We start from the raw sequence: 23,809 nt of genomic DNA on the forward strand, positions 1-23,809 counted from the left end.
CGCGGCGGGGCCGGGGCGGGGGAGCCCCGGGCCTGCACGGCGACTACTTGGCGGTTGTTGGCTACTTGGCGGTCTCGCCGAACCAGGTGGTCTTGAACGTCTCCAGGGAGCCGTCCTCGGTCAGGCGCTCAAGCGTGCCGTTGACCTTCTCCAGCATTTCGGTGTTGCCCTTCTTGACGGAGATGCCCAGCTGCTCGCCGGTTGCGAAGTCCTCAACGCTCTTGATCTTGGGCTGGTCCTTGATGGCGTAGCCAAGGACGGACTGGTTGCCCAGGGCAGCGTCGATGGTGCCGGCTTCAAGGGCCTGTACCAGGAGGCCGGTGTCCTCGAACTGCTGCGCGTCGATGCCCTGCTCCTGGGCGTAGTCGGCGCCGGTGGTGGCCTGCTGCACGCCGACCTTCTTGCCCTTGGCGTCCTCCAGGCCGGTGATGCCGGAGTCCTCGCTGGCCACCAGGGCCAGGTCGTCGTCGAGGTACGGGCTGGAGAAGTCCATGACGGACTTGCGGGTGTCCGTGATGGAGATCGAGGAGATGCCCAGGTCGCACTGGGTCAGGGCGGTGCCGGTCTCGATCGCTTCGAAGGAGCTGTCAACGATGCTCAGTTCGGCGCCGAAGTCCTTGGCGAGCTCCTTGGCGATGTCCACATCGAAGCCGACCGTCTCGCCGTCCTTCTCGAACTCGAACGGCTCGTAAGGGATGTCCGAGCAGACCGTGAGCTTGCCGGCGTTGATGAGCTGGATGCCGCCTTCGGAGGCTGCGGGGGTGGAACTGCCGCCGCAGGCCGTGAGGGTGAGGGCGCCGGCGGCGAAGACTGCTGCTGCCTTGGCGGTCATTTTGGCCGTGGCCAGGGACTTGAGCTGCATGTTTTCTTACCTTTTGTTGCGGGGAGTATGCGGTACTAAATCGGTTCATAGTGTAGCGCCGATTATGAGATGTGCATCACAGGAAACTAAGTTTCACTATTGGATAACTAAATCACAGGGGAAAGCAAGCCCGCACGGGCACAATTTGTCTCCTATCCCGGACTCCCGCCCAACTAGGTAGCGCTAAGTGTCGTTTTGAGGCCCCAAAACGACACTTAGCGCTACCTAGTTGGGGAGAGAGGAAGTCAGCTGCTGATTCCAAGCGACTCCAGCATCGGGCGGAACTTCGCCCAGGTTTCCGCGAGCTCAGCCTCGGGCTGGGAGCCGTCGACTATTCCGCATCCGGCATACAGCCGGACGGTGTCCGGGGACTCGATGACCGCTCCCCGCAGTGCGATGCCCCACTCGCCGTTCCCCGCTGCGTCCAGCCAGCCCACGGGGCCTGCATAAGGCCCCCGGTCCAGGTGTTCCAGCTTCCGGATCAGGGCCCCGGCGACCTGCGTGGGGGTTCCGCAGACGGCGGCCGTAGGGTGCAGGGCGTTGATGAGCGCCAGGCAGGTAGGCACGTGGCCCTCGATTTCGGCCAGCTCAGCCTTGACGTCCGAAGCCAGGTGCCACACATTCGGGAGTTCCAGGATGAAAGGCTCGTCGTGCGCATTCATCGCTTCCGAGAACGGCGCCAGCTGAGTGGTCAGGGACTGGATGGCGATCTCGTGCTCGTGCCTCTGCTTTTCCGAGCCGGCCAACACCCGGGTGGCGTAATCCATCGGGAGGCCGTCCTCGCCGTGGGCGTCCCGGCGGTCCAGCGTTCCGGCCAGCACGCGCGCCTGGGCTGTGCGTCCTTCCACCTGGATCAGCATCTCCGGCGTGGCCCCCACCAGCCCGTCCACCCCGTACGTCCAGCACTCCCGGTAGCGTGCGGCGAGTTCGCGCAGTACATCTGCGGCATGTACGCCAGATGGAATAGTCGCCACCACGTCCCGCGCCAGCACCAGCTTCTCCAGCGCGCCGGTCCGGATCTCGGCCACGCCCGCCTCGACGGCTGCCATCCAGGCTTCCTCGCTCAGCGACCCGGTATGCAGGGTGGCCCCTGCGGCCAGGGGGAGGGGGCGTACGACGGCGCCGCCCCCCTTCGTGGCCACGGCGCCCAAGGTGCCGTCCCCGGCAGGGTCCGCTGCCGCCGTCGTCCTTCCTGGAGGCGCTGCCGAAGGAGCCGCAACGCTCCGAAGCCATCGGTCCAGCGCGGCGCGGGCGGTGTCCTCGGTGAGGGGGCCGTCGTCGAACGTCAACTGGGTCAGCCAGACCTGCCCGTCCCGTACGCCCACCGCGATCTCCGGCACGATCAGCCGGGACTCGTGGGCGGACGTCTTGGAGAAGGCGAAGGAGCCGAAGGCCACGGGGCCCGTCCCGGGGAGCTCAACGGAATCGGCGACCTCGGCCTCAAGGACAAGGTGCCGCCACCAGATGTCTGCCTCGAGGAACCGGTCGGGGCCGGTGGCCGTGAAGCGCGCAATCTCGCCGAAGCCAGCCAGCCCGGCTTCCCTCCGGGTCCAGCAGAGGACATCGTCCCGTACCAAAAACGCAGGAAGCCCCCCGGGGAAATCTTTTCCATCCAGGGGGACTGTGAGGGTGCGGAACGTGCTCGTCATGATGAGACAACACTACTCCCGCGCGTGCACTGGCCCGGGAGCGGCCGTGGAGGTGGCTCCGACGGTGGGGCGTCGGCTCAGCGGGACCGGAGCCGTGGCTGGTCGGGACGCTCCTGAACATTTGAGACAATGACATGGTGAACCGAGCATCCTTGGATAAGCGTCCGGACGAAGTAGCCACGATGTTTGACGACGTCGCACCGAAATACGACGTCGTCAATGACGTCCTGTCCCTGTGGCAGACGCGCCGCTGGCGCAAGGTTGTGGTGGATGCCATGGAGGCCAGCAAGGGCCAACGCGTCCTGGACCTGGCCGCGGGCACCGGCACCTCCAGCGAGCCGTATGCCGATGCGGGCATAGACGTTGTGGCCTGCGACTTCTCCCTCGGGATGCTCAAGGTGGGCAAGCGCCGCCGCCCGGACATCAACTTTGTTGCCGGCGATGCCACCAACCTGCCGTTCGCTGACAACTCCTTCGACGCCACCACCATTTCCTTCGGCCTGCGGAACGTCAACGAGCCCAAGAAGGCACTGGAGGAGATGCTCCGCGTCACCAAGCCCGGCGGCCGGCTCGTCATTGCCGAGTTTTCCCAGCCCGTGGTTCCGCTCTGGCGCACCATGTACACCGAATACCTCATGCGGGCCCTGCCGGCCATTGCCACGAAGGTTGCGTCCAACCCGGACGCATACGTCTACCTCGCCGAGTCCATCCGCGCGTGGCCGGACCAGGACCACCTTGCCGCCTGGCTGCAGGAGTCCGGCTGGGAAAAGGTCACCTACCGCAACCTCACCGGCGGAATCGTGGCCGTGCACCGCGCGTTCAAAGCCGAAGAATCGACGCCGGACAGCGCCGCTGCCGCCATCGCCGCGCACAAGGGCCCCGTGGCCAAACTGCGCCGCAACATCGTCCGCTGACCTGTGAAGGTACTGATTGTCGGCGCCGGTCCCGCCGGATCCACCGCCGCGTACTACCTCGCCAGGGCCGGGCTGGATGTGACCGTCCTGGAGAAGACCAGCTTCCCGCGCGAAAAGGTCTGCGGTGACGGGCTGACCCCCCGCGCCGTACGCGAGATCCAGAAGCTCGGCCTGCCGCACCCGGAGAACGACGGCTGGCGCCGGAACAAGGGCCTGCGCCTTATTGCCGGCGGGCGCACCATCGAACTGCCCTGGCCCGAGGTTTCCGATTTCCCCCAGTACGGGCTGATCCGCACCCGGCTCGGCTTCGACGAGGAACTGGCCCGGCACGCCCAATCCGCAGGTGCCGCCATCCTTGAGCGGCACAGTGTCACGGATGCCATACGGAACGACGACGGCCGCGTCACCGGTGTCCGCGCAGCGCTCCTTGACGAGTCCGGACGCAAGACGGGGGAGACACGCGAGTTCAGCGCCGACGTCGTCCTCGCCGCCGACGGCAATTCCACGCGCACCGCTGTATCCCTCGGAATGCATAAACGCGACGACCGCCCGCTCGGCGTCGCCGTCCGCACCTACTTCACCTCGCCCCGCACGGACGACGACTGGATGGAAGGCTGGCTGGAGCTTCCCGGCCGCGACGGCAAGCTGCTTCCCGGTTACGGCTGGGTGTTCGGTGTGGGCGACGGCACCTCCAACGTGGGCCTGGGCATCCTGAACTCGTCAAAGGAGTTCGGCAAGCTCGACTACAAGCAGGTCCTGCGCGAATGGACCGCCGGCATGCCCGCCGAATGGGGCTTCACGCCGGAAAACCAGGTGGGCGAGATCCGCGGCGCGGCGCTGCCCATGGGCTTCAACCGCACGCCGCACTACTCGCCGGGCCTGCTGCTGCTGGGCGACGCCGGCGGCATGGTCTCCCCGTTCAACGGCGAGGGCATCTCCTACGCCATGGAGTCCGCGCGGTTCGCTGCCGAGTTCATCATTGACGCCTCCTCCCGCTCAGTGGCGGCCGGCGGAACGTACGACGCCGATGCGCATTTAGCGCGGTACGCGGACTATGTGCGCGAACAGTGGGGCTCCCACTTCACCCTGGGCCGGGCGTTCGCCGTGCTGATCGGCAAGCCTGCGGTCATGAAGCTCGCACTCCGGACCGGCATGCCCATCCCGGTGTTGATGCGGTTCGTGGTCCGGCTCCTGGCCAACCTCACGGACCCGTCCGCGAAGGGCTTTGAGGACCGGGTGATCCGTGTCCTGGAATCGCTGGTTCCGGCCACATCCAATACGCTGGCGGCCTCGAATCAGCGGTATCCGCAACAAAAAGTTAGGGTTAACCCGTGACCAACCCCGCAGACCACAGCTGGACGCACGCCGGACACGGCCTGCCGGACTCCGAACCCAGCCTCAATACCACCGCCATCGCAACGGGCCTGCAGCTGCCCGCGGGTTTCGCGGCCATCGCCGGAGATGCCGAACTGGGGCCGGCCATCACCACCAACCTGGCCCGGGTGGAGAAGAAACTCCGCGAAGCCATCGCCAACTCGGATCCGCTCGCTGACGCCACGTCGCGCCACCTGGTGGAAGCGGGCGGCAAGCGCATACGGCCGCTGCTGACCCTGCTCTGTGCACACCTTGGCGACGCGTCGCTGCCCGCCGTGGTGCAGGCCGCCGTCGTGGTGGAACTGACGCACCTCGCAACGCTCTATCACGATGACGTCATGGACTCGGCCCCATTCCGCCGCGGTGCACCCACCGCCCACGAGGTCTGGGGCAACTCCGTGGCGGTCCTCACCGGCGACCTGATTTTCGCCCGCGCCTCAATCCTGGTGTCCGAACTCGGTTCCCGGGCGCTCGGCATCCAGGCACGCACATTCGAGCGGCTGTGCCTGGGCCAGCTGCACGAAACCGTGGGTCCCCGTCCGGATGAGGATCCCGTGGAGCACTATCTTTCGGTGATTGCGGACAAGACGGGTTCACTCGTGGCTGCCTCCGGCCAGCTCGGCGCCATCTTCGCAGGTGCCGATCCCGCGTACGAATCCGTGCTGGTGGAGTACGGCGAAAAGGTGGGCGTGGCCTTCCAGCTTGCCGACGACGTCATCGATGTCACGGGCATCAAGGTCAAATCCGGCAAGTCACCCGGCACGGACCTGCGCGAAGGGGTTCCCACCCTGCCGGTGCTGCTCCTGCGCAAGGCCGCTGCTGACGGTGACCAGTCCGCCGTCGAACTTCTCCGGCTTATTGACGGCGACCTGACCTCCGACGAGGCCCTTGCCGAGGCCGTCGCCGGCCTGCGCGAGCATCCCGTCACGGCCGAATCCTGGGTGGTGGCACGCCGGTGGGCCGACGAGGCGATCGACGCCCTCGCGCCGCTGCCCGAAGGCGTAGTCAAGGATTCGCTGTCCAGCTTCGCGCTGGCTGTGGTGGACCGCGCCAGCTGACTCAACGTGCAGCCCGGCTCCATGCAAGGGGCCGGGCTTCTTCTTTGCGTCGATTGCTCCGTACCTGCCCTTTTGACCCGCCAAAACGACCGGTATGGAGCAGTCGATGGGTCGCGTTAAAACGGGATAGCCCCGGTCCGCAGCAACGATACGAGTCATACGTTGCTTTGAACCGAGGCTATCTCTCCGTTCGCATCAGACCCGCCGGAGGCGTTTAGCGGATCCGTGAATAGTCTATGACAGCTTTGTCACAAGATGCAACTACTAATTTACTGGTGGTGTCACGGACTTGTCGGCGCTGAGTTTCCCCACCTTTCGGCCGGGAACCGGCTGAACACCCGGCGAGTTGCCGTGACCCGCTGACAGGCAGCTCGAAAGACGGGGAAATCCAGCAGGATTTTTTGTCCACATAGGCCTTCCAGGCACTGCCTTCCCCATCGAAGATTGGGTCTGCTGGCTCCATGGACCTCACCCGCTTTCTCACGTACGCAGGCTCAGTGGCGCGCACGTCCACACTGCTGCAGGCTGGATTCACCGACCGGAGCGTTCGCAATGCGGTGGCGGTGGGTGACATCCGCCGCCTTCGGCACGGGGTGGTGGCACTGCCTGGCGCCCCGGCCGACATGACTGCGGCTGTCATGGGCAATGGCCTGCTGACCTGTGCCTCTGCGGCAGTACATCGCCGTCTTTGGTTGTTGAGGGAACCGTCAAAAGTCCACCTCCTGTGCCGGCACCGTGGCCCGGCGGACGCCGTGGTGCACCGCGGCTCCCTGATTCCTCCCGATTCACCAAAGCCGGTGGCGAGCACCACTGACGTGTTGATCCACAGCCTCCGCTGCCTGCCGGCCATGGAAGCTGCCGTCATGGTCGAGAGTGCAGCGCGGCAGGGGATAACCACCCTCGGCTACCTGCGGGGGCGGCTGCCCGGTAAGCGGAACGGTGCAGCCAGGCGCGTGCTGGAGCTCGTTGACGGTACCGCCGATTCGCCCATTGAGGTGGTTGCCCGGATTCTCTTCCGCGCGGCGGGCATTTTCACGGAGACACAGGTGGAGCTTCCCGGCATCGGCATCGTGGACTTCCTGCTGGAAGGATTCCTGATCGTCGAGCTCGACGGCGCCACCCACCTTGAGCCCCGGCAGGTAAAGAAGGACCGTGCCAGGAACAACGCCAGCACCCTCACCGGATATGCGGTACTACGCTACGGGTACGCCGATGTGGTTCATCACCCGGAAAGAATCATGGCGGAGGTGTGGCAGGTCCTCCGGGGCCGGGTTATCCGCTGAGATTCCCCAGTTTTTGCTGGCGAACCGGGGGAAACGCCGTCATCAGAGGGGGACACGCCGTCGCGCACCCCAAAAGGTGAGGAAACTCAGCGGGCGCCGGAGGATCTCGAAGCCACACTGAAACGGAAGAGAGGAAAGCCCTAGTTGTCGTCGTCCTCGAAGGCCCACTCGAACATGTCGAACACAAACTCGGAGAACGTGCCTTCCTCGGACTTCCACTGCCCGCGGGCGTTGTTGCGCCGGTACACAATGGGGTCGGGGACGCTGAGGTCGCCCACCCGGAAGCCCCAGGTGTATTCCTCTTCCTCGTCCTCGAGGAACATCAGGAAGCCTTCGTCGTCAACCTCGAGCTCGTCGGGATCCCAGAAGTAGTGGTACGCCTCCATCAGGTCCTCGCAGCCGCCAACGGCCAGGTAGAACTCGCGGAGCACCAGGGGAATCTGGAATTGGTGGTCGGCCAGGGCCTTGTCCAGCTCGTCCGGATCCAGCCCGTCCTCTGCCTGCCATTCGTCTTCGAGATACTTCGGAACAAGCGCACGGAATTTCTCGAGGAACATGTCAGTCATGCTTCATATCCTAGCTAATCCCGGGCCCTGCAAAGTGACGGCGGAGCACCACCGAAGGCGTCGTCAGGCCGCGGGATTGCTGCCCCGCCGGTGCCACCCGTGAACGGCCAGCGGCGCCTGCCAGGAGCGCCGCCATGCCAGGATGCGGAAAGTGAAAACCACAGCCGCGATGGCCGTCGCCGTCAGCACATTGAAGACGCCCAGGACCCACAGCCCGGCGGTCATCGCGGCGCCCACGAAGGCCGGCAGCGCGTAGATGTCCTTGGGGTTGAAAAGTTCAGGAACCTCGTTGGCGGTGATGTCGCGCAGCAGCCCGCCGCCCACCGCCGTGGTGACTCCCAGCAGCACCGACGCCACCGGGTTCATCCCGGCAGCCAGGGCCTTGAGCGTGCCGGTCATGCAGAACAGTGCAAGGCCGCCGGCATCGAAGAGGGTTAGCAGGGACGTATAGCGCTGGACGCTGGGGAACAGGAAGTACACCAGGAGCGTGGCCAGCACCGGCGGCACCAGGTAGGCCGGGTTGGTGAACGCCGCGGGCGGCCCGCTGTTGAGGATGATGTCCCGGATTACGCCGCCGCCGAGTCCCACAAGGGAAGCCAGCAGCAGGGAGCCCACAATATCGATGTGCTTTCGGGCCGCCAGCAGGGACCCGGACACCGCAAAGAAGAAGACGCCCAGCAGATCCAGCCACACCGGCGAGTTGTCAAAGGCGAATGTCATGGAGCGTCCCGGCAATTCAAAAGAGGGCGGACAGGGCGGCTCCAACGTTACGCTAGCCCGTATGAACAGCCCCATCATGATCGCCTGCGCCCATGGGACGTCCAACACACAGGGAGCCGCGGAGGTCAACGCCCTGCGCGCCGCCATCGCCGAACTCCGCCCCGGTCTTGACGTCCGGGAGGCCTATGTGGACGTCCAGCAGCCTGACCTGGTGGACGTGGTGGCGGGCCTGCCCGAGGGGGAGGCCGCCGTGGTGGTGCCGCTGCTGCTCAGCGTGGGTTACCACGTGAAGGTGGACATCGCGCGGGCCGTGAAGAGCAGGCCGGGCAGTGCGGCAGCCGCGCCGCTGGGGCCCGATCCGCGCCTGGCCGCGCTGCTCGACCAGCGGCTGCGCGAAGCCGGCGTGACGGACAACGACGTAATCGTGCTGGCCGCGGCAGGCTCGTCCAACCCCAATGCCGCCGTCAGCGTCGAGGAGCTGCTGGGCCAGCTCCGGGAGCTGCGGTCCAACCGGATGGTGGCCGCCTATGGTGCCTCTGCAAAACCTTCCGTGCCCGACGCCGTCGCGATGCTTCGCGAGGAGCTGGAAGGCGGTGCCGGGGCGGGTGAGTCCGCCGGGGCGGTCGACGTCGGCGGACGCGTGGTGATTGCCTCCTACCTCCTGGCGCCGGGCTTCTTCCACGACCAGCTGGCCAAGGCCGGGGCCGACGTCGTGACCGAACCGCTGCTGCCGTCCCCGGTGCTCGCCGAGATTGCGCTGGACAGGTATGACGCCGCCGTCGCAAAAGCCCGCGAAGCCGCCGCCCACGCGCCACTTGAAAAAGCCGCGCACGCGCCCGCACAGGCCCCCCAAAAGGCGCCCGCGGAACCGGGCGCAAATGCACAGCAGGGTGGCTTGTTCAAGGCTGTCCGGCGTTTCGTGACGAAATATTTCCCTAGGTGACTTAGCGTTTCCGGGCCTTTGTGACGCTCTTCGGGCGGGACCTACAGTCGATGCATGACTGATACAGCTCTAGCTGGAGCGTCGGCGGATTCCGCTGCCGCGAAGCGCCCGGCCCGCACGTCCCGTCCCGCCGCGAAGCCGCACGGGCAGTGGAAAGTGGACGGCAAAACGCCGCTGAACGCCAACGAAACCTGGAAACAGGAAGACGACGGCCTGAACGTGCGCGAGCGTATCGAGACCATCTACTCCAAGGAAGGCTTCGACGCCATTCCCGGCCAGGACCTCCACGGCCGGTTCCGCTGGTGGGGCCTCTACACCCAGCGCAAGCCCGGGATCGACGGCGGCAAGACGGCCACGCTTGAGCCGCACGAGCTCGAGGACAAGTACTTCATGCTCCGCGTCCGCATCGACGGCGGCGCCCTCACCACCGAACAGCTTCGCGTCATCGGCCAGATCTCCGTGGACTTCGCCCGCGACTCCGCCGACCTGACCGACCGCCAGAACATCCAGCTGCACTGGATCCGCGTGGAGGACATCCCCGAGATCTGGACCCGCCTGGAGGGTGTTGGCCTGTCCACCACCGAGGCCTGCGGCGACGTTCCCCGCGTGATCCTGGGATCGCCCGTGGCCGGCATTGCCAAGGACGAGATCATCGACCCCACCCCGCTCATCGAGGAGCTGGGTGAGCGGTTCATCGGCAACCCGCTGCTGTCCAACCTGCCGCGCAAGTACAAGACCGCCATCACCGGCCACCCCAGCCAGGACGTGGTCCACGAGATCAACGACTTCGCCCTGGTGGGTGTTCGCCACCCGGAACTCGGCGTCGGCTACGACCTCTGGGCCGGCGGCGCGCTGTCCACCAACCCGATGCTCGGCAAGCGCCTCGGTGCGTTCGTGACCCCTGAGCAGGCCGCCGACGTGTGGCTCGGCGTCACCAGCATCTTCCGCGACTACGGCTACCGGCGCATGCGCACCAAGGCCCGCCTGAAGTTCCTGATGGCCGACTGGGGGCCGGAGAAGTTCCGCCAGATCCTCGAGGACGAATACCTCGGCTACAAGCTGGCTGATGGCCCCGCCGCGCCCAAGCCCACCACCCCGGGAGACCACATCGGCGTGCACGAGCAGAAGGACGGCAAGTTCTTCATCGGCGCTACCCCGCTGGCCGGCCGCCTGTCCGGTGCCGCGCTGGTCAAGCTCGCGGACACCCTCGAGGCCCGCGGCTCCTACCGGCTGCGGACCACCCCGCACCAGAAGCTCGTGGTCCTGGACGTGGAGAAGGACCAGGTGGAGCCCCTCGTGGCCGAACTGGACGCACTGGGCCTGTCCGCCCGGCCGTCCGTGTTCCGCCGCGGCACCATCGCCTGCACCGGCATCGAGTACTGCAAGCTGGCCATCGTGGAGACCAAGTACACCGCCGCCACGGCAGTGGCAGAGCTGGAACGCCGCCTGGCCGACCTCGCCGGGAGCGGCCAGCTGCCCCACGCGCTGTCCCTGCACATCAACGGCTGCCCCAACTCCTGCGCCCGCATCCAGACCGCGGACATCGGCCTCAAGGGCATGATGCTGCCAACGCCCGACGGCGACCCCTCCCCGGGTTTCCAGGTCCACCTGGGCGGCGGGCTGGCTTCCAACGAGCGCGAGGAAGCAGGCCTGGGCCGCACCGTCCGCGGCCTCAAGGTCTACGTCGATGACCTCCCCGATTACGTGGAGCGCGTTGTCCGCACCTTCGTTGCCCAGCGCGCCGAGGGCCAGACCTTCGCCGAATGGGCCCACGCAGCAGACGAGGAGGCACTCCAGTGAGTAAGCACGCGCTACCGTTGGCAGGCGATGCCGCCCAGGGAGTGGCATCGGGCCTGTCGGAGCCGCGCGCTGGGCTGATCGAAGATCAGCCGCGCGGCGGAGGGGCGGGGGCGGCATCGCCTGCCAAACACGCCATGCCTGTTCCTGCTATCCGCTCGCACGAAGAGCTGAAGGCCATCGCCGAAGCCGGTGCCGCCGAACTCGGCTGGGACGCCCCCGCCCGCGACGTCATCGCCTGGGTGGAGCGCAACTTCGAGCTGCCCGCCGTCGCCGTCGCCTGCTCCATGGCCGACGCCGTCCTCCCGGCGCTGGTCGCGGACCAGATGCCCGGCGTCGACGTCCTGTTCCTGGAGACCGGCTACCACTTCCCGGAAACCTACGCCACGCGCGACGAAGTGGCCGCGAACCTCCGCGTCAACGTGGTGGACGTGCTTCCCGAGAACACCGTGGAACAGCAGGACCGGCTCCTGGGCAAGGACCTGTTCGCCCGCGACGCCGCCCAGTGCTGCGCCCTCCGCAAGGTGGCCCCGCTGCGCCGCACCCTGTCCGGCTACGAACTGTGGTTCACCGGCGTGCGCCGCGACGAGGCCCCCACCCGCACCAACACCCCGCTGGTCACCTGGGATGAGGCCAACGGCCTGGTCAAGGTGAACCCGGTGGCTGCGTGGACGTTCGACCAACTGGTCCAGTACTCGGACGACAACCTCCTGCCCGTCAACCCGCTGCTTTCCCAGGGGTACCCCTCCATTGGCTGCCAGCCCTGCACCCGGAAGGTGGCGCCGGGCGACGACCCCCGCGCCGGCCGCTGGGCAGGGACCGACAAGACAGAATGCGGACTACACGTATGAGCACTTACCTAACCGAGGAGACCACCCAGGTGACTGACGCTGCCGTTTCCACGCGCCTGAGCAGCCTGGATACCCTGGAGTCCGAGGCCATCCACATCATCCGCGAGGTTGTCGCCGAGTTCGAAAAGCCCGCCCTGCTGTTCTCCGGCGGCAAGGACTCCGTGGTGATGCTGCACCTGGCCACCAAGGCCTTCTGGCCCGGCAAGGTTCCGTTCCCCGTGCTGCACGTGGACACCGGCCACAACTTCCCCGAGGTCATCGACTTCCGGGACCGCACCGTGGAGCGCCTGGGCCTGAAGCTCGTGGTGGGCTCCGTCCAGGAATTCATCGACCGCGGCGAGCTCGCCGAGCGCGCCGACGGCACCCGCAACCCGCTGCAGACCGTCCCGTTGCTGGACGCCATCCAGCAGAACAAGTTCGACGCCGTCTTTGGCGGCGGCCGCCGCGACGAGGACAAGGCCCGCGCCAAGGAGCGCATCCTGAGCCTCCGCGACGAGTTCGGCCAGTGGGACCCGCGCAACCAGCGCCCCGAGCTGTGGAACCTTTACAACGGCCGCCACACCGTGGGCCAGCACGTCCGTGCGTTCCCCATCAGCAACTGGACCGAGCTGGACATCTGGCGCTACATCGAGCGCGAGAACATCGAGCTGCCCGGCCTGTACTACGCCCACGAGCGCCAGGTGTTTGCCCGCGACGGCATGTGGCGGGCTGTGGGCGAGGTGTCCCAGCCGCTGCCGCACGAGGATGTCATCACCAAGACCGTCCGCTACCGCACTGTGGGGGATATGTCCTGCACCGGCGCCGTCGAGTCCGACGCGTACACCGTGGCCGACGTTGTGGTTGAAGTCGCTGCCTCCACCCTGACCGAACGTGGCGCCACCCGTGCAGATGACCGCATCTCCGAGGCCGCCATGGAAGACCGCAAGAAGGACGGGTATTTCTAATGAGCACGATTTCCGAGATTTCGCCAGGCTCACTCACCGAAGGCCTGCCCACGACGCTCTTCCGGTTCGCCACCGCAGGATCGGTCGACGACGGCAAGTCCACTTTGGTAGGCCGCCTCCTTCACGATTCCAAGGCCATCCTGGCTGACACGCTCGACGCCGTTGCCCGCACCTCTGCGGACCGCGGCTTCGGCGGGGAAAAGGGCGGGATTGACCTGGCCCTGCTGACCGACGGCCTGCGTGCCGAGCGCGAGCAGGGCATCACCATCGACGTGGCCTACCGCTATTTCGCCACCGACCGCCGAAGCTTCATCCTGGCCGACTGCCCCGGGCACGTGCAGTACACCAAGAACACGGTGACAGGCGCGTCCACCGCGGATGCCGTCGTCGTACTCATTGACGCCCGCAAGGGCGTGCTGGAGCAGACCCGCCGGCACCTGTCCGTGCTGCAGCTCCTGCGCGTTGCACACGTGATCGTGGCCGTGAACAAAATCGACCTGGTGGACTTCAGCGAGGACGTGTTCCGCGAGATCGAAGCCGACGTGCAGCAGGTGGGCCGCGAACTGGGCCTGGGTTCCGATGGCATTACCGACCTGTTGGTGGTCCCCGTTTCCGCCCTCGACGGCGACAACGTGGTGGAGCGCTCCGAGCGTACCCCCTGGTACACCGGACCCGCGCTGCTCGAGGTCCTCGAGACCCTGCCCGCAGCGGATGAACTGGAAAGCCACCTGGAGAGCTTCCGCTTCCCGGTGCAGCTGGTCATCCGGCCGCAGGGCGCCCTGGCTCCGGACGCCGTCGCCGGCGGCCTGGATGTGGAGGCCTACCGTGACTACCGCGCGTACGCCGGCCAGATCACCGAAGGCTCCGTCAAGGTGGGGGACAAGGTCTCCGTCCTGACTCCCGGCCAGGACCCCCGCACCACCACGGTGGTGGGCATCGACTTCGCCGGCTCCTCGCTGGAGGAAGCCGCCGCCCCGCAGTCCGTGGCAATCCGCCTGGCCGAGGAGTTCGACGTGGCCCGCGGCGACACCATCGCCGCCGCAGGCACCGTCCGCGAAGCCTCAGCCGATTTGTACGCGTCGCTGTGCTGGCTGTCCCCGAAGCCGCTCCGGGAGGGCCAGAAGGTGCTGGTCAAGCACGGCACCCGCACCGTCCAGGCCTTGGTCCGCAACGTCGGCGGCAAGCTTGACCTTGCCTCCTTCAAGCTGGAACCGGCGTCCACCCTGGAACTCAACGACATTGGCAACGCGCAGCTCCGGCTCGCCGCGCCGCTGCCGCTGGAGAACTACCTCCACCACCGCCGCACCGGAGCGTTCCTGGTGATCGACCCGCTGGACGGCAACACCCTCGCCGCCGGACTGGTCAAGGACCACCCGGGCGACCACGAGGACGAGCGCTACAGCATCTGATTTCCCCTGATACCGCGGCTTGTTCGCAGATCCTGGCCTTGATGGTTCGGATCCGCGAACAGGCCGCGGTTTTGTTGTCTTCGGCGGTGAGTACCGGCAGCAGCCATCAGTGCTGCCCTGTTCAAATGCAAGTACTCGCTACTCGTGCGGGCGGCTGCGCCACCACGACTTAATGGTCAACGGGGGGCACGAGCTTCCTTTGGATCTGGACGCAACACCTCAGGAGGCATAATGCCGGCCATTAAAGAGTGGAAAACCCGGGCGGCTGAGCATCTCCGGCGAGACTCCGAGGACTGGAGGATCGAACCCCGCCATGAGCGGCTTCTCATACTGATCCCGTTCATCATCGCCGTGGTGGTGGCGGCAACCCTTCCGTTCAAGGACTTCTACCTCTGGCTGGTTAACGAGGACTCCGTTGTCGAATGGCTGCAGTTCGCGTGCCTGCTGGCGGCAAGCATCTTCCTGCCCCTCATCACCGTGTACCTGGTCCGTGCCAAACGCTGGGGCATGGCTGTGCTCTATGGGGTTGTCACGCTGGGGGTCTGGTTCCTGACGGGCGAGGAGATCTCCTGGGGCCAGCGAATCTTCGGCTGGGCCACACCCGAGTCCCTCAACGAGGTCAACCGCCAGGGCGAAACCACAGTGCACAACATCCGCGGCGTGCAGGAACTGGTCCCCGCGGCCATGCTCCTTGCGAGCCTCTACGGCGCCTGTGCCCCGCTGGTATGGACTGCCGTTGGAAAACGGTGGAAGCATCTGAAGAACAGGCGCCTGCTGGTCCCGCCGCTGTGCCTGGTGCCCGCCTTCGCGCTGGCCGCCGGCTACCGCCTGTTCCGCCTGCTGATCTGGCCGGAGCCCACGTTCGTCATCTCGGAGTATGCCGAGGCGATGGAGCTGTCCCTCTACCTGGGGCTCGCCATGTTCTGTTGGTACAACCTGCGCCTGCTGCGTGAGCCGCAGGCGGGGCCTGGCCGGAACCAGACCCGGGGCCTGCACCGCAAGGCGGCGTAGGGTTCCAGACCCCTCATGGCTCCAGGATGGTCTTGAGTTTCTGCAGGTCCTTGCGGGTTTCCCGGCGGATCATCGGTGCCATGAACAGCCCCGCCAGCTTCGAGAAACCCGAGGGGCTCCCGGTGTTGCCAAGCGTCATGCGCGTCCCGCCGTCGTCGTCCGTCCAGGTGTAGGTGGTCTGCATGGGGAACGGGCCCTGCGCCGTCCGCATGACGAGCCGCTCGCCGGGGACATAGTCCACGAACTCATAGGTGTAGTTGAGCTCGCGGCCCAGGAACTTTGCCGTGAAGGCCACCTTGGAGCCGGTGCCCAGCGGTCCGGCGGTCAGGCGCTGCGACCTGTGGATGTTGGCGTACCACGTGGGGGCGTTGTCCGGGTTGGCCGCATAGTCCGCCACCTCCGCGCGCGGCCTGCGGATGAGGATGCAGGTCTGGACGTTCACCATACGTGCGTCTCCTTGTCAGGGTGGACCGGCCAGGCGGTCTGCCCGGGGTTAGCCTAGGAACCACGTTAGTCCCCAGCCGTCCCGTGGGAGGCCCCGCATGGAAGCCATCAACAGCAAGCTGCTGAACTGGGCGTCGATCCTGGATGACAAGACGCGTGAGCAGGCGGTGAAGACCTCACAGCTGCCATTTATCTACCCGCACCTGGCCCTCATGCCCGACGCGCACCTGGGAAAGGGCGCCACGGTGGGCTCGGTCATCCCCACCCTGCACGCGATCATGCCGGCGGCCGTGGGGGTGGATATCGGCTGCGGCATGATCGCCGTCCGGACCCAGTACGCACTAAAGGACCTGCCCAAGGACCGGAAGAGGTTGCGCGAGGACATCGAGCGGGCCATCCCGCTGTCTGCCGGCCACAACAACAGGACGGTGCAGGCCACGGCGGAGCCGCGGATTGCCGAGCTGAAGCAGTTGGCCGCGAGAGCCGGCTTCAACCCGGCACAGTACGTGGAGAAGTGGGACCTCCAGCTGGGCTCGCTCGGATCCGGCAACCACTTCATTGAAGTCTGCGCCGATGAGGCCGACGCCGTGTGGCTGTTCCTGCATTCCGGTTCCCGCGGCATCGGCAACAAGATCGCCCAGCATCACATCGGCGTCGCGCAGCACGTGATGGCCAAGAAACAGATCCACCTGCCGGACCCGGACCTCGCCTACCTGGAGGAGGGCACGCCGCAGTTCGACCGGTACATGGCAGAGCTGCACTGGGCCCAGCACTTCGCCCTCCTGAACCGCGAAGAAATGATGGACCGCGTCAGTACCCAGTTCGGCCGCTGGGTGGGCGGGACGGTGCAGGAACTTGAGCGGGTCAACTGCCACCACAACTTCACCCGGCAGGAGGTCCACTACGGCAAGTCCGTCTGGGTGTCCCGCAAGGGCGCCATCAAAGCCGCCCACGGCGATCCCGGACTTATTCCGGGGTCCATGGGGACGTCGTCGTACGTGGTGGAAGGACTCGGCAACGCGGCGTCCCTGAACTCCTCGCCGCACGGGGCAGGCCGGGAGTACTCCCGCAACGCCGCCCGAAAAACTTTCTCCCTCGACGAACTGAAGAAGGCCATGCGGGGGATCGAGTTCCGGGCCTCGGAGGCGTTCATCGATGAGATACCCGCGGCCTACAAACCCATAGACGTCGTGATGCAGGACGCGGCGGACCTGGTCACCGTCCGGCACAAGCTGCGGCAGCTGGTCAACGTCAAGGGAAACTGAGCCGGTACCTGGAGCGCGCGCGTTCGCCGGAACGGTGCCACGGCGCCGGAGCGGAACGGCGAGCAGGTACCGTTCCGGCGACCCCGGCGAACAGTGTCCGAATATGACGCTAGATGAACCCGCGTGACCCCCCGTTTCCGCGTCATTGAACGGGTTTGGGGCACTCCCTATGGTGAAACAATGACTAGTTCCAAGCCCGGGATGACCCGCATCGTGGCAGGCGAAAGCGCGGTACCCAAGCGCAAGCGTGCCATCGAGGCTGCCCTGGCCATCGGGCTGGTCCTGCTGATCGCCGTCGGCGCCCTGGTGGCCTCCACCGTTTCACGCAACACGGAGGCGCAGGCCGCCGAACCCACCCCCGCCGCCGAGCTCAAACTGGGCTACTTCGGCAACGTCACCCACGCCCCCGCGCTGGTGGGCATCAAGCAGGGCTTTCTGGCCGAAGCCCTGGGCAGCACCGCGCTCAGCACCGAGACGTTCAATGCCGGGCCCGCGGCCATCGAGGCCTTGAACGCCGGTGCCATCGACGCCGCCTACATCGGCCCCAACCCGGCCATCAACTCCTTCGTCAAGAGCCAGGGCCAGTCCGTGCGCATCATCGCCGGCGCCGCCGCAGGCGGTGCACAGCTGGTGGTCAAGCCGGAGATCAACTCCGCCGCGGACCTCAAGGGCAGGACCCTCGCCTCCCCGCAGCTCGGCGGCACCCAGGACGTGGCCCTCCGCTCCTGGCTTGCCTCCGAGGGGTACCAGACCAACGTGGACGGCAGCGGCGACGTGGCCATCAACCCCACGGAGAACGCGCAGACGCTCAAGCTCTTCCAGGACGGAAAGCTCGACGGCGCGTGGTTGCCTGAGCCATGGGCCTCGCGGCTGGTGCTCCAGGCCGGAGCGAAGGTGCTGGTGGACGAAAAGGACCTCTGGGACGGGACCGCCACGGGCAAGCCCGGCGAGTTCCCCACCACCGTCCTGATCGTGAACCAGAAGTTCGCCGCCGACCACCCGGACACCGTCAAGGCACTCCTGGCCGGCCACGCGGAGTCGGTGGCCTGGCTGAACGAGGCCCCCGCCGCGGAAAAGGCAAGCGTCATCAACTCGGCACTGCAGGAATCGGCCGGGGCAGCCCTGGCAGATGATGTCCTGGCCCGGTCCCTGGCCAACATCACCTTCACCCTGGACCCGCTGGCCGGAAGCTACCCGCGGCTGCTCGAGGACGGCGTCGAGGCCGGCACCACCAAGCAGGCCGACATCACCGGCCTCTTCGACCTCCGGCCGCTCAACGGAGTCTCAGCAACCAAGATTTCAGCAGCCGGCCTCGGCCAGGACTGATCCACCCACCAACTTAAGGACGGCACCATGCCAGTCGTACTGGAACACCTGGGCAAGCGCTTCGGCGACGGCGCCCCGGTACTGGACGACGTCAACGCCACCATCGGGCAGGGCGAGTTCGTTGCCCTCCTCGGTGCCTCCGGCTGCGGCAAATCCACCCTGCTGAACATCATCGCGGGACTGGAGCCGCCGTCGTCGGGCGCCCTGGAGGTGCCCAGCGACGGTGCCGCCTTTATGTTCCAGGACGCCGCACTGTTCCCCTGGCTCACCGCCCGGGAGAACATCGAACTGGCACTGAAACTTCGCGGCGTGGGCAAGGCCGACCGCAAAACCAAGGCCCAGGAGCTCCTGGAACTGGTGCACCTGGGCGCGGCAGGGGACAAGCGCCCGCACGAGCTTTCCGGCGGCATGCGGCAGCGCGTGTCCCTGGCGAGGTCACTCGCGCAGGACCGGCAACTGCTCCTGATGGACGAGCCCTTCGCCGCCCTGGACGCCATCACCCGCGACCTGCTGCACGATGAGCTGGAGCGGATCTGGAAGGAAACCGGGCGCACCATCGTCTTTGTGACCCACAACGTCCGCGAAGCCGTCCGGCTGGGCCAGCGCGTGCTGCTGCTGTCCTCCCGCCCCGGCCGCGTGGTCCAGGAATGGGCCGTCACCGAGGAACACCGCACCGACGCCGGACTCGCCGGCCAGCTGACCGGGGTCATCACCGCCCGGCTCCGGGAGGAGATCCGCCGCCATGCCAAGTAACCCAACGCCCCTGGCTGAAGCTTCCGCCGAACCCGCCGAACCCCGGCACATCCACGCCGCACTCACCCGGACCTCCACCGGCAATGAGGACCTGCGGGAACTCGAATCCGGGCTGGACTCCCTGCAGTCCGACGCCGCACGCAAGAACCGCATCGACTGGAGCCGCATCCTGCTGCCCATCGCCGCGCTCGTAATACTGGTCCTGATCTGGCAGTTCTACGTCTCGCTCGGCCTGAAGCGCCGCGACCAGGTGCCGGGCCCGATGGACGTGCTGGGCCAAATGGGTGTCCTCTGGAGCGAGGGCAAAGTGCAGGAATCCGTATGGACGTCACTGCAGCGCGGGCTGGTTGGCTTCATCATTTCGGTGGCCATCGCCACGCCCGTGGGCCTCCTGCTGGCACAGGTCGCACCGCTGCGCCGGGCCTTTGGTCCGCTGATTTCCGGGCTTCAGGTGCTGCCGTCGGTTGCCTGGGTCCCGGCGGCCATCATCTGGTTCGGCCTCACCGATGCCACCGTGTACTTCGTGGTGTTCATGGGCGCCATCCCGTCCATCATCAACGGCCTGATCTCCGGCGTGGACCAGATCCCGCCGCAGTACCGGCGCGTTGGTACCGTCCTGGGCGCGTCCCGCCTGGAGATGGCGCTGCAGATCATCCTCCCCGCAGCGTTGCCCGGCTACCTCGGCGGCCTGAAGCAGGGGTGGGCCTTCTCCTGGCGGTCCCTCATGGCGGCGGAAATCATCGCCGTGGGCGGCACCATCGGCTTCGGCCTCGGCTCCCTGCTGGACCAGGGAAGGCAGCTGTCCGACATGGCCGTGGTGATGTCAGCGATCCTGCTGATCCTCGCCGTGGGCATCCTGATCGAACTGCTGGTCTTCGGGCCCATCGAGAAGCGCCTCCTCCGCAGCCGCGGGCTCCTGGCCGGCAGCACCCGCTAGCAGCCCCGCCTTACGCACCCCGCAAAGCCCGACGCCGCCTCCCGCCGTCGGGCTTTGCCGTGTCCGCCGCCGCAAATGCGTAACTTCTGACCGCCCGGGGCTGCCCCGCCGCGCGGTTTCGCGGGCACCATCCTGCACGAGGCCCAAAAGTTGCGCATTTGCGGCGGATCCGGGTGGTGGGGACCCGGATGGTCAGGGCCCGAGTGGCAGACTGGCCCCATGACCACCAGCTTTGTCTGCCGAACCGCGTCAGCCATGCCCCCGGAGCGGCTGTTCGACCTGGCCCGCAGCGTCGACGCCCACGTGGAGTCCCAGAAGGGCTCTGGGGAGCGGGCGGTGGCCGGGGTGACGTCAGGGCTGATCGGTGCGGGGCAGGAGGTCACCTGGCGGGCACGGCACTTCGGGATTCCGCTCACCATGACCAGCCGCGTCACCCATGTGGACATCCCCCGCAGCTTCACGGACGAGCAGGTCCGCGGCCCGTTCAGGTCCTTCCGCCACATCCACGAATTCGAGGCCACGCCCGGCGGCTGCATCATGACGGACCGGGTGGTGTTCACGGCGCCGTTCGGGCTCCTGGGCCGCGCGGCCGGGAAGCTGGTCCTGCGCCCATACCTGCAGCGGCTCATCCGCGACCGGGGGCGGTTCCTGGCGAGCCTGGAGTGACGGCCCGCAGTATGTGACGCAGCGTTACCTTACGTGAACTGGTGTTGCTGCGCCGTTGTTGGCATATGTGACGCCGCCCTACCGTTGATTCATGGCAATTCAGGATATCTACCCCACGGCGCTGCGCCTCCTTGGCCGCCCCGTGCTGGTGGTGGGCGGCGGCCCCGTTGCGGCCCGCCGCGCCAAGGGGCTGCTGGACGCCGGTGCACGGGTCACCGTCGTGGCTCCCGTTGCCTCTGCCGCGCTCAAGGAACTGGCCGACGCCGGCCTCCTCACCTGGGAGCCGCGCACCTACCTTCCCTCCGACGTCGACGGCGCCTGGTTCGTCCAGACGGCCACTGGCGATTCCGCCGTGGACGCGCAGGTATCGGCCGACGCCGAGGCGCAGCGCATCTGGTGCGTCAACGCCTCCGACCATGAAGCGTCCGCAGCCTGGACTCCCGCTGTTGCCGACGTGGACGACGTCAAGATCGCAGTGAATGCAGGGGGAGACCCGCGGCGCGCCATGGCCGTTCGCGACGCCGTTGCCACCGCCCTGGAAACGGGCGACCTTCCACTGCGCCGCCGCCGGGCCCACCGCGGTTCTGTAGCGCTGGTGGGCGGCGGACCCGGCGACACCGGCCTGATCACCGTCCGCGGCCGCCGGCTGCTGGGCCAGGCCGACGTCGTAGTGGCCGACCGTCTGGGGCCCCGTGAACTGCTCAACGAGCTGGCACCGGACGTCCGCATCATCGAAGTGGGCAAGACCCCCGGCCACCATCCCGTGCCGCAGGCCGAAATCAACCGCATCCTCGTCGAGGAAGCCCAGAACGGCCACCGCGTGGTCCGGCTCAAGGGCGGCGACCCCTACGTCCTGGGCCGCGGAGGCGAAGAGGCCGAATACTGCCGGCAGCACGGCGTAGAGGTTGAGGTGGTTTCCGGCGTCACGTCCGCAATCTCAGTCCCCGCGGCCGCAGGAATACCCGTCACGCACCGCGGCCTGGCCAAGGGCTTCAGCGTAGTGACCGGGCACGAGGAGCTCTCCGAGGTCCCCGCCCGGGCCGACCACACGATTGTCCTGCTGATGGGCGTTGGCCAGCTGCGCGAATCCGCGGCCGCCCTGGGCAAAGCCGGGCTGCCTGACGGGACGCCAGTTGGTATCGTGGAAAACGGCTATTTGCCGGACCAGCGCGTGACGATTGGCACGCTTGGTTCCATTGCGGACCAGGCGGAAGCCGCCGGCGTCGCAAATCCCGCAGTCATTGTCATCGGCGACGTTGTGCGCGTGAGCCCTTTCGCGCCGTCGCACTTCAAAACCGCTGACTACAGCACCACCACCCCGAACAGCCCCCGCACCAGCAAGCCCCGAGTCCTCACCACCTAGCCACCACCCAACTAGGTAGCGCCAAGTGTCGTTATGAGCCCCTAAAACGACACTTAGCGCTACCCAGTTGGGACGGAACGAAGAAAAAGGAACACAGCCGTGTCATCAAGCACCACCGTAGGTTCTGCCGAACGTCCGCTGCGCGTCGCCGTCGTGGGCTCCGGCCCGGCAGGCGTCTACGCCGCCGACATCCTCACCAAGAGCGAAGCCGTCAAGAGCGGCGAGCTGACCGTGAGCATCGACCTCTTTGACCGCTACCCGGCACCCTACGGCCTGATCCGCTACGGCGTGGCCCCGGACCACCCCCGCATCAAGGGCATCGTCAACGCCCTGCATAAGGTCCTGGACCGCGGCGACATCCGGTTCTTCGGCAACGTGGACTACGGCACAGACCTCACCATCGAGGACCTCCGCACCCACTACGACGCCGTCATCTTCGCCACCGGCGCCATCAAGGACGCGGACCTGAACATCCCCGGCATCGAGCTGGAAGGCTCCTTCGGCGGCGCCGACTTCGTCTCCTGGTACGACGGCCACCCGGACGTACCCCGCGAATGGCCGCTGGACGCCAAGGAAATCGCCGTAATCGGCAACGGCAACGTGGCCCTGGACGTGGCCCGTGTCCTCTCCAAGCACGCCGACGACCTGCTGGTCTCAGAAATCCCGGACAACGTCTACGCCGGCCTGAAGGCTTCGCCCGTCACGGACGTGCACGTGTTCGGCCGCCGTGGCCCCGCCCAGGTGAAGTTCACCCCGCTGGAGCTGCGCGAGCTGTCCCACTCCAAGGACGTGGACATCATCCTGTACCCGGAGGACTTCGAGTTCGACGAGGAATCCGACCGTCAGATCCAGTCCAACAACCAGACCAAGACCATGGTGGGCACGCTCACCAACTGGATCGCCGAGCAGCCCGAGGACCTCTCCGAGCTGAAGGCTTCCCGCCGCCTGCACCTGCACTTCCTGCACAGCCCGGTGGAGATCTATGACGACGCCGAGACCCCGGGCAAGGTAGCCGGCATGCGGTTTGAGCGCACTGAACTTGACGGCACCGGCAACGCCCGCGGCACCGGCGAGTTCGTGGACTACCCGGTCCAGGCCGTGTACCGCGCCATCGGCTACTTCGGTTCGGCCCTGCCGGAGATCGAATTCGACCACACCAAGGGTGTCATCCCTAACGACGGCGGCCGCGTCCTGGACGCCGCCGGCACCCACGTGCCGGGCATCTACGCCACCGGCTGGATCAAGCGCGGCCCCGTGGGCCTCATCGGCCACACCAAGGGCGACGCCCTGGAGACCGTGACGTACCTGCTGGAGGACCGTAAAAACCTGCCGGTTGCCGCTGTTCCCGACGCCGAGGCTGTGGTGGAACTCCTCGACGCCCGCGGCGTGCAGTTCACCAGCTGGGAAGGCTGGCTGGCGCTGGATGCCCACGAACTGGCCCTCGGCGCAGCCGCCACCGAGGCCGGCGGCTCGCACGGCGTTGAGGTCAAGCGTGAGCGCATCAAGGTGGTGCCGCGCGAGGACATGGTGGACATCTCCCGCGACGGCGTGGCCGCGCAGGTCTAGGCAGACTCACACCCCCGGGGCCCTGCGTGCCAGTCCTTTGATGGACCGGCACGCAGGGCCCCGGAGTGAGTTAACCCTGAGGTGGGCTTTGACACTGGGGTCTTCGTT

General features: G+C 66.9%; 22 protein-coding genes. 17 read left to right on the forward strand and 5 right to left on the reverse strand.

Going from position 1 to position 23,809, the window contains the following annotated elements:
* Window positions 1-61: 61 nt before the first annotated feature.
* Entirely contained in the window at window positions 62-862 is an 801-nt protein-coding gene (locus tag IEX43_RS05870; RefSeq protein ID WP_188809499.1) for an ABC transporter substrate-binding protein, read from the reverse strand.
* A gap of 245 nt (window positions 863-1,107) precedes the next feature.
* Entirely contained in the window at window positions 1,108-2,511 is a 1,404-nt protein-coding gene (locus IEX43_RS05875) for an isochorismate synthase (RefSeq protein ID WP_188809500.1), read from the reverse strand.
* A 137-nt stretch (window positions 2,512-2,648) separates the two neighbouring features.
* Here IEX43_RS05875 and IEX43_RS05880 point away from each other — a divergent pair, with 137 nt between their 5' ends.
* The 4 genes from IEX43_RS05880 (at window position 2,649) to IEX43_RS05895 (ending at window position 7,140) form a co-directional block, all read left to right on the forward strand.
* Window positions 2,649-3,425, forward strand: coding sequence for a demethylmenaquinone methyltransferase (locus IEX43_RS05880; RefSeq protein ID WP_229666336.1), 777 nt, complete (start codon window positions 2,649-2,651; stop codon window positions 3,423-3,425).
* Between the two features lie 3 nt (window positions 3,426-3,428).
* Window positions 3,429-4,760, forward strand: coding sequence for a geranylgeranyl reductase family protein (locus tag IEX43_RS05885; RefSeq protein ID WP_188809502.1), 1,332 nt, complete (start codon window positions 3,429-3,431; stop codon window positions 4,758-4,760).
* The gene (locus IEX43_RS05890; protein ID WP_188809503.1) at window positions 4,757-5,857 is read left to right on the forward strand and encodes a polyprenyl synthetase family protein; all 1,101 of its coding nucleotides are present in this window, start codon (window positions 4,757-4,759) and stop codon (window positions 5,855-5,857) included. Before IEX43_RS05885 ends, IEX43_RS05890 begins: the two co-directional genes overlap by 4 nt.
* A gap of 461 nt (window positions 5,858-6,318) precedes the next feature.
* Window positions 6,319-7,140: an endonuclease domain-containing protein gene (locus IEX43_RS05895; RefSeq protein ID WP_188809504.1), complete on the forward strand. Its 822-nt coding sequence runs from the start codon at window positions 6,319-6,321 to the stop codon at window positions 7,138-7,140.
* 140 nt (window positions 7,141-7,280) lie between these two features.
* Here IEX43_RS05895 and IEX43_RS05900 read toward each other — a convergent pair whose 3' ends face one another.
* Both IEX43_RS05900 and IEX43_RS05905 read right to left on the reverse strand, forming a co-directional pair.
* Window positions 7,281-7,706, reverse strand: coding sequence for a hypothetical protein (locus IEX43_RS05900; protein WP_066278208.1), 426 nt, complete (start codon window positions 7,704-7,706; stop codon window positions 7,281-7,283).
* Window positions 7,707-7,769: 63 nt separating this feature from the next.
* Window positions 7,770-8,426: a trimeric intracellular cation channel family protein gene (locus IEX43_RS05905; RefSeq protein ID WP_188809505.1), complete on the reverse strand. Its 657-nt coding sequence runs from the start codon at window positions 8,424-8,426 to the stop codon at window positions 7,770-7,772.
* A 61-nt stretch (window positions 8,427-8,487) separates the two neighbouring features.
* Here IEX43_RS05905 and IEX43_RS05910 point away from each other — a divergent pair, with 61 nt between their 5' ends.
* The 6 genes from IEX43_RS05910 to IEX43_RS05935 all read left to right on the forward strand — a co-directional run bounded on the left by IEX43_RS05910 (window position 8,488) and on the right by IEX43_RS05935 (window position 15,381).
* Window positions 8,488-9,369, forward strand: coding sequence for a sirohydrochlorin chelatase (locus IEX43_RS05910; RefSeq protein WP_188809506.1), 882 nt, complete (start codon window positions 8,488-8,490; stop codon window positions 9,367-9,369).
* Window positions 9,370-9,423: 54 nt separating this feature from the next.
* On the forward strand, window positions 9,424-11,169 hold the full coding sequence (locus IEX43_RS05915; protein ID WP_188809507.1) for a nitrite/sulfite reductase: 1,746 nt from the start codon (window positions 9,424-9,426) through the stop codon (window positions 11,167-11,169).
* Between the two features lie 134 nt (window positions 11,170-11,303).
* Window positions 11,304-12,017 (forward strand): phosphoadenylyl-sulfate reductase, encoded by a 714-nt coding sequence (locus IEX43_RS05920; protein ID WP_188809508.1) that lies wholly within the window; start codon window positions 11,304-11,306, stop codon window positions 12,015-12,017.
* On the forward strand, window positions 12,014-12,961 hold the full coding sequence (gene cysD / locus IEX43_RS05925) for a sulfate adenylyltransferase subunit CysD (protein WP_104184443.1): 948 nt from the start codon (window positions 12,014-12,016) through the stop codon (window positions 12,959-12,961). Before IEX43_RS05920 ends, cysD begins: the two co-directional genes overlap by 4 nt.
* Entirely contained in the window at window positions 12,961-14,370 is a 1,410-nt protein-coding gene (locus IEX43_RS05930; protein ID WP_188809509.1) for a sulfate adenylyltransferase subunit 1, read from the forward strand. The genes cysD and IEX43_RS05930 overlap by 1 nt, the downstream gene beginning before the upstream one ends.
* 231 nt (window positions 14,371-14,601) lie before the next feature.
* Complete coding sequence (locus IEX43_RS05935; protein WP_188809510.1) at window positions 14,602-15,381, forward strand: hypothetical protein; 780 nt, start codon at window positions 14,602-14,604, stop codon at window positions 15,379-15,381.
* 13 nt (window positions 15,382-15,394) lie between these two features.
* On the opposite strand, the gene IEX43_RS05940 is transcribed toward IEX43_RS05935, so the two are convergent.
* Complete coding sequence (locus IEX43_RS05940) at window positions 15,395-15,826, reverse strand: SRPBCC family protein (protein WP_188809511.1); 432 nt, start codon at window positions 15,824-15,826, stop codon at window positions 15,395-15,397.
* A gap of 97 nt (window positions 15,827-15,923) precedes the next feature.
* Here IEX43_RS05940 and IEX43_RS05945 point away from each other — a divergent pair, with 97 nt between their 5' ends.
* The 7 genes from IEX43_RS05945 (at window position 15,924) to IEX43_RS05975 (ending at window position 23,701) form a co-directional block, all read left to right on the forward strand.
* Window positions 15,924-17,090 carry an RtcB family protein gene (locus tag IEX43_RS05945; RefSeq protein ID WP_188809512.1) on the forward strand — a complete coding sequence of 389 codons (1,167 nt, stop codon included), beginning with the start codon at window positions 15,924-15,926 and terminating at the stop codon, window positions 17,088-17,090.
* 201 nt (window positions 17,091-17,291) lie between these two features.
* Complete coding sequence (locus IEX43_RS05950) at window positions 17,292-18,416, forward strand: ABC transporter substrate-binding protein (RefSeq protein ID WP_188809744.1); 1,125 nt, start codon at window positions 17,292-17,294, stop codon at window positions 18,414-18,416.
* Between the two features lie 27 nt (window positions 18,417-18,443).
* Entirely contained in the window at window positions 18,444-19,169 is a 726-nt protein-coding gene (locus IEX43_RS05955) for an ABC transporter ATP-binding protein (RefSeq protein ID WP_188809513.1), read from the forward strand.
* Window positions 19,159-20,106: an ABC transporter permease gene (locus tag IEX43_RS05960; RefSeq protein WP_188809514.1), complete on the forward strand. Its 948-nt coding sequence runs from the start codon at window positions 19,159-19,161 to the stop codon at window positions 20,104-20,106. The genes IEX43_RS05955 and IEX43_RS05960 overlap by 11 nt, the downstream gene beginning before the upstream one ends.
* A gap of 219 nt (window positions 20,107-20,325) precedes the next feature.
* Window positions 20,326-20,772, forward strand: coding sequence for an SRPBCC family protein (locus IEX43_RS05965; protein WP_188809515.1), 447 nt, complete (start codon window positions 20,326-20,328; stop codon window positions 20,770-20,772).
* Between the two features lie 91 nt (window positions 20,773-20,863).
* Window positions 20,864-22,135, forward strand: a complete 1,272-nt coding sequence (cobA, locus tag IEX43_RS05970) for a uroporphyrinogen-III C-methyltransferase (RefSeq protein WP_188809516.1) — start codon at window positions 20,864-20,866, stop codon at window positions 22,133-22,135.
* A 99-nt stretch (window positions 22,136-22,234) separates the two neighbouring features.
* Window positions 22,235-23,701, forward strand: coding sequence for an FAD-dependent oxidoreductase (locus IEX43_RS05975; protein ID WP_188809517.1), 1,467 nt, complete (start codon window positions 22,235-22,237; stop codon window positions 23,699-23,701).
* Window positions 23,702-23,809: the final 108 nt, after the last annotated feature.

The organism is Pseudarthrobacter polychromogenes (genome assembly GCF_014644495.1).
GTDB classification, from domain to species: domain Bacteria; phylum Actinomycetota; class Actinomycetes; order Actinomycetales; family Micrococcaceae; genus Arthrobacter; species Arthrobacter polychromogenes.